The sequence below is a fragment of the Gammaproteobacteria bacterium genome, assembly GCA_022340215.1.
In the GTDB taxonomy this organism is placed as follows: domain Bacteria; phylum Pseudomonadota; class Gammaproteobacteria; order JAJDOJ01; family JAJDOJ01; genus JAJDOJ01.
The window spans coordinates 39,147-45,728 of record JAJDOJ010000229.1 but is presented as its reverse complement, the minus strand read 5'-3'; the positions used below and the strand labels follow the sequence as shown (position 1 = coordinate 45,728).

The 6,582-nt window shown below is 64.0% G+C and carries 6 protein-coding genes; 2 read left to right on the top strand and 4 right to left on the bottom strand.

Going from position 1 to position 6,582, the window contains the following annotated elements:
- Window positions 1–926: complex I NDUFA9 subunit family protein (locus tag LJE91_16130; protein MCG6870197.1), on the top strand; the 926-nt coding region annotated here is incomplete at its 5' end.
- 263 nt (window positions 927–1,189) lie between these two features.
- Here LJE91_16130 and LJE91_16125 read toward each other — a convergent pair.
- Entirely contained in the window at window positions 1,190–2,230 is a 1,041-nt protein-coding gene (locus LJE91_16125) for an aminopeptidase (GenBank protein MCG6870196.1), read from the bottom strand.
- 100 nt (window positions 2,231–2,330) lie between these two features.
- Between LJE91_16125 and LJE91_16120 the strand changes: the two genes are divergently transcribed.
- Window positions 2,331–3,587, top strand: coding sequence for a multifunctional CCA addition/repair protein (locus tag LJE91_16120; protein ID MCG6870195.1), 1,257 nt, complete (start codon window positions 2,331–2,333; stop codon window positions 3,585–3,587).
- A gap of 29 nt (window positions 3,588–3,616) precedes the next feature.
- Here the strand turns inward: LJE91_16120 and LJE91_16115 are convergent, their stop codons facing one another.
- The 3 genes from LJE91_16115 to LJE91_16105 form a co-directional block, all read right to left on the bottom strand.
- Window positions 3,617–4,195: a hypothetical protein gene (locus LJE91_16115; protein MCG6870194.1), complete on the bottom strand. Its 579-nt coding sequence runs from the start codon at window positions 4,193–4,195 to the stop codon at window positions 3,617–3,619.
- Window positions 4,196–4,460: 265 nt separating this feature from the next.
- Complete coding sequence (locus tag LJE91_16110) at window positions 4,461–5,255, bottom strand: undecaprenyl-diphosphate phosphatase (protein ID MCG6870193.1); 795 nt, start codon at window positions 5,253–5,255, stop codon at window positions 4,461–4,463.
- A 19-nt stretch (window positions 5,256–5,274) separates the two neighbouring features.
- On the bottom strand, window positions 5,275–6,432 hold the full coding sequence (locus LJE91_16105; protein ID MCG6870192.1) for an SAM-dependent methyltransferase: 1,158 nt from the start codon (window positions 6,430–6,432) through the stop codon (window positions 5,275–5,277).
- Between the last annotated feature and the right edge of the window lie 150 nt (window positions 6,433–6,582).

Sequence of the window (6,582 nt, the reverse complement as noted above, 5' to 3'; positions counted from 1 at the left end):
GATTTGTGGGTCAGCACCTGGTGGCCAGGTTGGCGGATGAGGGACAGGCGATGCGCGTGCCGACGCGCAGACCGCATCGCAACCGTGACCTACAGGTGTTGCCCACCGTGCGACTGGTCGAGTCGGACGTCCACGACCCGGTGGAGCTGGACACGCTCTTCACCGGCTGCGATACCGTGATCAATCTCGTCGGTATCCTCAACGAAAAGGGTCACGACGGGAAGGGATTCGAGCGGGTGCATGTCGAACTCCCGAAGCGGGTCCTGCAGGCCTGCCAGTCGACCGGTGTTACCCGCCTGTTGCACATGAGCGCGCTGCACGCCGACGCCGGGTGGGGCCCGAGCCACTACCTGCGGAGCAAGGGTGAGGGCGAGGACGCCGTGATGGCCGCATCGGGCAAACGGCTCAAGGTCACCGCGTTCAGACCTTCGGTCATCTTCGGTCCCGGAGACAGTTTTCTCAACCGCTTCGCCGGAATCCTCAAGGTTGCGCCACTGGCCCTTCCGCTCGCCTGTCCGGACGCGCGGTTCGCCCCAGTCTTCGTCGGCGACGTGGTCCGAGCTTTCAGCGAGGCGCTGGACGATCCGGGCACCTGGGGTCGCCGCTACGATCTCTGTGGACCGAACGAGTACAGCCTGCAGGAGCTCGTTTCCTACACCGCGCGGCTGACGGGGCGACGGCGCATTATCGTCGGTCTGCCCGACTGGCTGTCTTACCTGCAGGCCGCGGTCCTGGAATACGCGCCGGGCAAGCCGTTCTCGAAAGACAACCTGAGCTCCCTCTCCGTCGACAGCGTCTGTGACGAGGGAGAACGGTGCCCGACGTCACTGGAGTCCGTGGCGCCCGTCTACCTCGGTAGACGCGACCTGCAGTCCAGGATGCAGGCCCTGCGGACAACCCGCGTCGGTGCGCAATCCCGCACCTAGTTAGTTGGCGTCCATGAACACCCGTAATGGTGGAACCGCTGCGCTTGTTCCACCCTACGGAATGTTATAACTCATTGAAAACCCGCAGGTTGGATCAGGCGAAGTGGATCCAACAGGTTGTCGAGAAGAAAAACACAGGCGTTTGTGAACGGATACTGGCTATGTAACCTGCGACTTCTCGCCGAATTTGCCGTGCCTTGCGCTCACCTGCGCCTTTCTTGCCAACCTGCCAGGCGTTCCCCGACCCGGCAAACGTGCCGGGCTCATAAACCCGTTTCGCATTCCGGATTCGCTGCAAGCGTCGCCCGGCGCCGCGACGATTCAGTGGCGCCGATTTTGCGGCTGCGGGCGTAGAACCGGTCAAAGTCACCCCCGCATGCCTCGAGCAGCGCCAGAAACGCCGCCACCTTGTCCGCGTACAGGGACACGGACAGCAGTTTTGCGTTGTTCAGCTCACCCTCGAACCAGGGGTCGTACCCCGGGTAACCGCCCCAGGATACCTTCAAGGCCTCGTAACGCACGCGCATGTCCTCCAGCACGCCGGCCTTTCGCGCACGTTTTCGCGCGTCACTGTCTTCGCTCTCGTAGACCAGGGCCAGCACTTCCCGGGTGTCCCGTACCAGTGTCACGAAGTCCTGCCTGATCCGCAGGCTGCGCCGATAGCCGTCGATCTGCGACTGGTTACCCTGCAGAGCGAGCCAGCGCTGTACACCGGCCTGCTGGACGGCCACCGCAAATGACTCGTTGAAAGAGGTGTCGCCATTGATGTATAGCTGCTGATGGGCGAGCTCGTGAAAGATGACACCGGCCATCGAGGTCTCGCCGCGATCGACCAGGGTATTCAGCAGCGGATCGTCGAACCAACCCAGGGTGGAATAGGCCGCAGCGCCGCCGACATACACGTCCCAGCCCTGCGCTGCAAGCCGGCGTGCGTAGTCGCGTGCATCGACCTCGCGAAAGTATCCGCGGTACGCAATGCAACCTGCGATGGGAAAACACCACTGCTTCGGCTTCAGCGACAGTTCCGGCACGGCGAACACGTTCCACGTCACGACCTCGCGCCCGATGTCTGCGTAACTGCGGTAGCTCCCGTTGTCCGGTAGCGAGAGTTCACGACTGGCGAACTCCCTGACCTCCAGGGCGCGCGCCAGGCGTCTGGCGAGATCGGGGGAAGTAGACGTGTCAGCAATCACGGAATCGACGGGGTCCCGACGTGACATGATGTCCATGTGACCCGACACGGCCTGGTGGTAATAGGCGAGATGACTGCAGGCGCCGAACCCGAGGCTGGATGCGATCAACATCACCGATACGCCAATACCGGCAGTTGGACGGAAAGGATTCCGTTGGTACGGATGGCGGTGGTTGCACGGCATATCGGGGGAGTAATGCTACCATAGCCCTATGAAGATCTATCTGGTTGGCGGCGCCGTGCGTGACGAACTGCTCGGCCTGCCGGTGACGGAGAAGGACTGGGTCGTGGTCGGTTCCACACCGCAGGAAATGGAGGAACAGGGTTACCGTCCGGTGGGAAAGGATTTCCCCGTGTTTCTGCACCCGGACACCTCGGAGGAATTCGCACTGGCCCGCACGGAGCGAAAAACGGCGCCGGGTTACAAGGGATTTACGATCCATGCTGACCAGGATGTCACGCTGAAGGAAGACCTGTTACGCCGCGACCTCACCATCAACTCGCTGGCCCGGGATGACGACGGGACCATCATCGATTACCTGGACGGGAAGCGGGACATCGAGCGTCGTTTGCTGCGCCACACCTCACCCGCGTTCGTCGAGGACCCGGTCCGTATCCTGCGCGTGGCGCGCTTCGCCGCCCGCTTCAAGGCGCTCGATTTCCGCGTCGCCGAGGAAACCATGGACCTCATGCGGCGCATGGTCGAGGCAGGCGAGGCGGATGCACTGGTACCGGAGCGTATCTGGCATGAATTGCTCAAGGCGCTCACCGAGGATGCGCCCGCGGAGTTCTTCAAGGTTCTGAAGGCCTGCGGCGCCCTGGCCGTTATCTTTCCGGAGATCGACCGGCTCTGGGGCGTGCCGCAATCCGAGGTTTACCATCCCGAGGTCGACACCGGCGTCCACACCATGATGGTACTCGAGCAGTCCGCCCGCCTCTGCACCAGGCCCGAGGTCCGGTTCGCCGCGCTGACCCACGATCTCGGCAAGGGCGTGACCCCGCGTGCCGAGTGGCCGAAACACCACGGGCACGAGGAGCGCGGCGCCGCCCTGGTCGAGCATCTGTGCGCGCGCATCCGTGTCCCCAATGCCTTCAGGGATCTCGCGGTGCTGACGGCGAAGTTTCATCTGCACGCCCACCGGGCGCGGGAGCTACGACCCGCGACCATACTCTCCCTGTTCGAATCCCTAGATGCGTTTCGCAGGCCCGCCCGGATTCGCGATTTTCTCACCGCCTGCGAGGCGGACCACCGCGGACGCGGGGGGATGGAGGACACCCCCTACCCGCAGGGCAAGCTGCTCGACAGGTGTCACGAGGCAGCCGCGCAGGTGGACCCCAAGCCGATCGTCGCCGCAGGCGCACGCGGTGGCGCGGTCATGAGCGCGTTGCGGGAGCGTCGACTGGAATCGATTACCGAGGTCGTCTACGGGAACCGGGTGGAGCCGGCGGATTCCTCACCGGCGCACTGACATCGGGGAGTATGCGTTGACGGGCCACGTCAACGCTCCCTTTTTCCGCCGGAGGCGGGGATCCTGGGAACCTGTTCGGCCTCGATAATCCTCGGCGAGGCCTGCCCCCCGTCTGCAGCCCCGATTGACCGCTTGGATTTCGAGAGCCTGTCCTGACGGGCGCGGGCACCGTATCCGACCAGCGCACCTCCGGCGGTCGACAGCGTCAGCAACCCCATGGTCAACAACTCGGTAAACAGCATGATGATCCCGGCACCAACAGCGCCCGTCACCGCCAGTCCCACCTTGAAGTTGGCCTTTGCATGGGCCCGGTTCGCCCCTTTCAGCACCCGCCGGTGGCTCTCCTCGATGACCCGCGTTTTTTCGCGCTCGGTCTTGACCCGCAGATTCTCCCGTTCCTTCGCGTAGCGCTCCTTGACGCGCGAGACCGTGTCCTTGTGCATATGGTTCGCGATGGAGGCAAACCAGAACGAGGCCAGCAGACTGATCACCACGACGATCAGGGAGACCGTGATCCACCAGATCCGGGTTCCGGGGTTCTGTATCGCCAGCACCAGCGCCACGGTCGACGCCAGTACGATGAAGATACCCGGCAGGAATCGGAACATCTCAATCCCCGGTTGGAAGACACACCACGGCCACGGGTATCGTCACGGTAAGCGACGCGCGCTTGCGTGGACCGGGGCAATTCCGGCGCGGGGGTATCGGCAATGCTTGCATCGATCTCTCCAGTTTCCATAACAATGGACGCGTGCCTGCGATCTTACCCCAGCGATTGACTCGAATGTGCCGTGGCGCACGGGGAGCTTGGAAAACCATCCGGGAGCCAAGGCGATGTCTGTCGGTTGACATATGCCATTTTCCGGCAATCGCCTAAACGAACAGGACGAACAGGAAACCGCCCAGCACCAGGCGGTAGACGACGAAGGGAAACATACCCATGCGATCGAGCAGCTTGAGGAAGTAGTGGATGCACAGGTAGGCGCTCACGCCGGAAAGCACGACACCGGCCAGCATGGCGCCCCAGATGGCCGGCTCGGCCTGAGTCGCCAGCTGCAGGCTCTGGTACCCGCCGGCCAGCAGGATGATCGGGATCGACAACAGAAAAGAGAACCTCGCCGCGGCCTTGCGGGTCAGTCCCATGGCGAGTCCCGCTGTCATGGTGACGCCGGATCGCGACGTGCCCGGGATCAGGGCCAGGGCCTGCGCGCACCCGATGACCACGACGTCTTTCCAGCCCACCCCATGCTCGTCGCGGGTCCGCCGGCCACGCACGTCCGCCCACCACAGCAGCAGGCCGAAGACGATCGTGGTCGTCGCGATGACCAGGGGCGAACGCAGGTGTTCCTCGATGAAGTCGTTGAACAACAGTCCGGTCAACGCCGCCGGTACGGTACCGATCAGGACCGCCCAGGCAAGCCTGGCGTCCTGGGTGGGCTCGCTGTGGAAGGACTTCAGCCAATCACGCGTCATTCGCAGGAGGTCCTCCCTGAAATAGGCGAGAACGGCCAGCAGGGTGCCCACATGGACCGCCACGTCGAAGGCCAGCCCCTGATCGCTCCACTCCGTGAGCGCGGGTACCAGGATCAGGTGCGCCGAACTCGAGATCGGCAGGAACTCGGTCAGTCCCTGTACGACGGACAGGACAACGATCTGGGTCAGGTCCACTACGGTTCTCCTCGGGGCATCAAAGACGGTTCCGGAAATCACGCAACGAGAAACCGGACAGGCGCCGCGTCACACCCTTCGACAACGCCATGACATGAAAACGGTCGCCCATCTCGCCCGGCAGCGTCAGTCGCTTGATCTGCTGGGCGACGTGCAAGCGCTCGAGATCGTCCCCGGCCCGCTCCACGAAACCGGTGATCCCGGCACCGAGAAGAAACTGCGCCTGGGTGGTAAACCCCTGCACCGCGAATCCCGCCGCCACCGCGGCCTCGGCCACCGCGGTGAAATCCACATTGGCGCTGATGTCCTGCAAGCCGGGCAAAAAAAAGGGATCGTCGTGCGCCCTGTGCCGGTAGTGACAGAGAAGCGTACCCTCCCGGCGCTGGGGATGGTAATACTCGGCGCGAGGATACCCATAGTCAATCAGCAGCACCACGCCCGCCTCCACAGCATGATAGAGGGCCTCAAGCCACGGCCCCAGGCCGGGATTCAGCTCGGATTCGTAACCCGGTTCCCAGGGATTGCCCAACGACGCGGAGAGGTTTGTCACGAGACTCCGCAAAGCCGGGTCCGCCGGACCGGTTCGCCAAACCGGCTGACCGTCCCCGATCCCAACCCGGCGCTCCCGGACACCGCGATCGCCCCAGCGGAAACAACGGACGGGCATTGCATCCAGCATCTCGTTGGCCACCACCACACCCCGGAACCCGGGTCCGGGCAGAGAGTCCTGCCAATGTGTCCTCTCCAGGTGCGCAGCTGCGCGGGAAGCGACCCGGCGGCGCTGGCGCTCACGCAGGTCGCCGCTCACCTCGAGGATGGCATAGGCCCCGGGCAGGCTGCCGGTATCGCCCAGCGCATTCAGCATATCGGACGCCATTGTCCCGGAACCACCGCCGAACTCGAGGATGTCCCCCCCGCCCAGTTCCCGCAGCACCTCGCCGCACTGATGCGCGAGACAGGCGGAGAACAGGGGGGACACCTCCGGTGCGGTGACGAAGTCGCCCCGCTCGCCCAGCTTCTCGGCCCCGGCACTGTAATAGCCGAGTCCCGGCGCGTACAGTGCCATCTGCATGTATCGATCGAAACCGATCTCGCCGCCGGACTCCCGGATCTCATCCAGGATGCGATCCAGAAGCTCGCGACTGTGGGCCAGCGCCGCATCTCCTGGCGGTGGCAATCCAAACGCCCGGTGACCGGATATCGAGTCAGTCGCCATTTCTGCGATGACGCGGCGGTACGAGGTGTTGGATAATCGGGGATCTCACTCGGCCCATCCGCCTGTTCACATCGAACCTGCGCCGGGCGACGTCAAAGGCATTCACCGGGC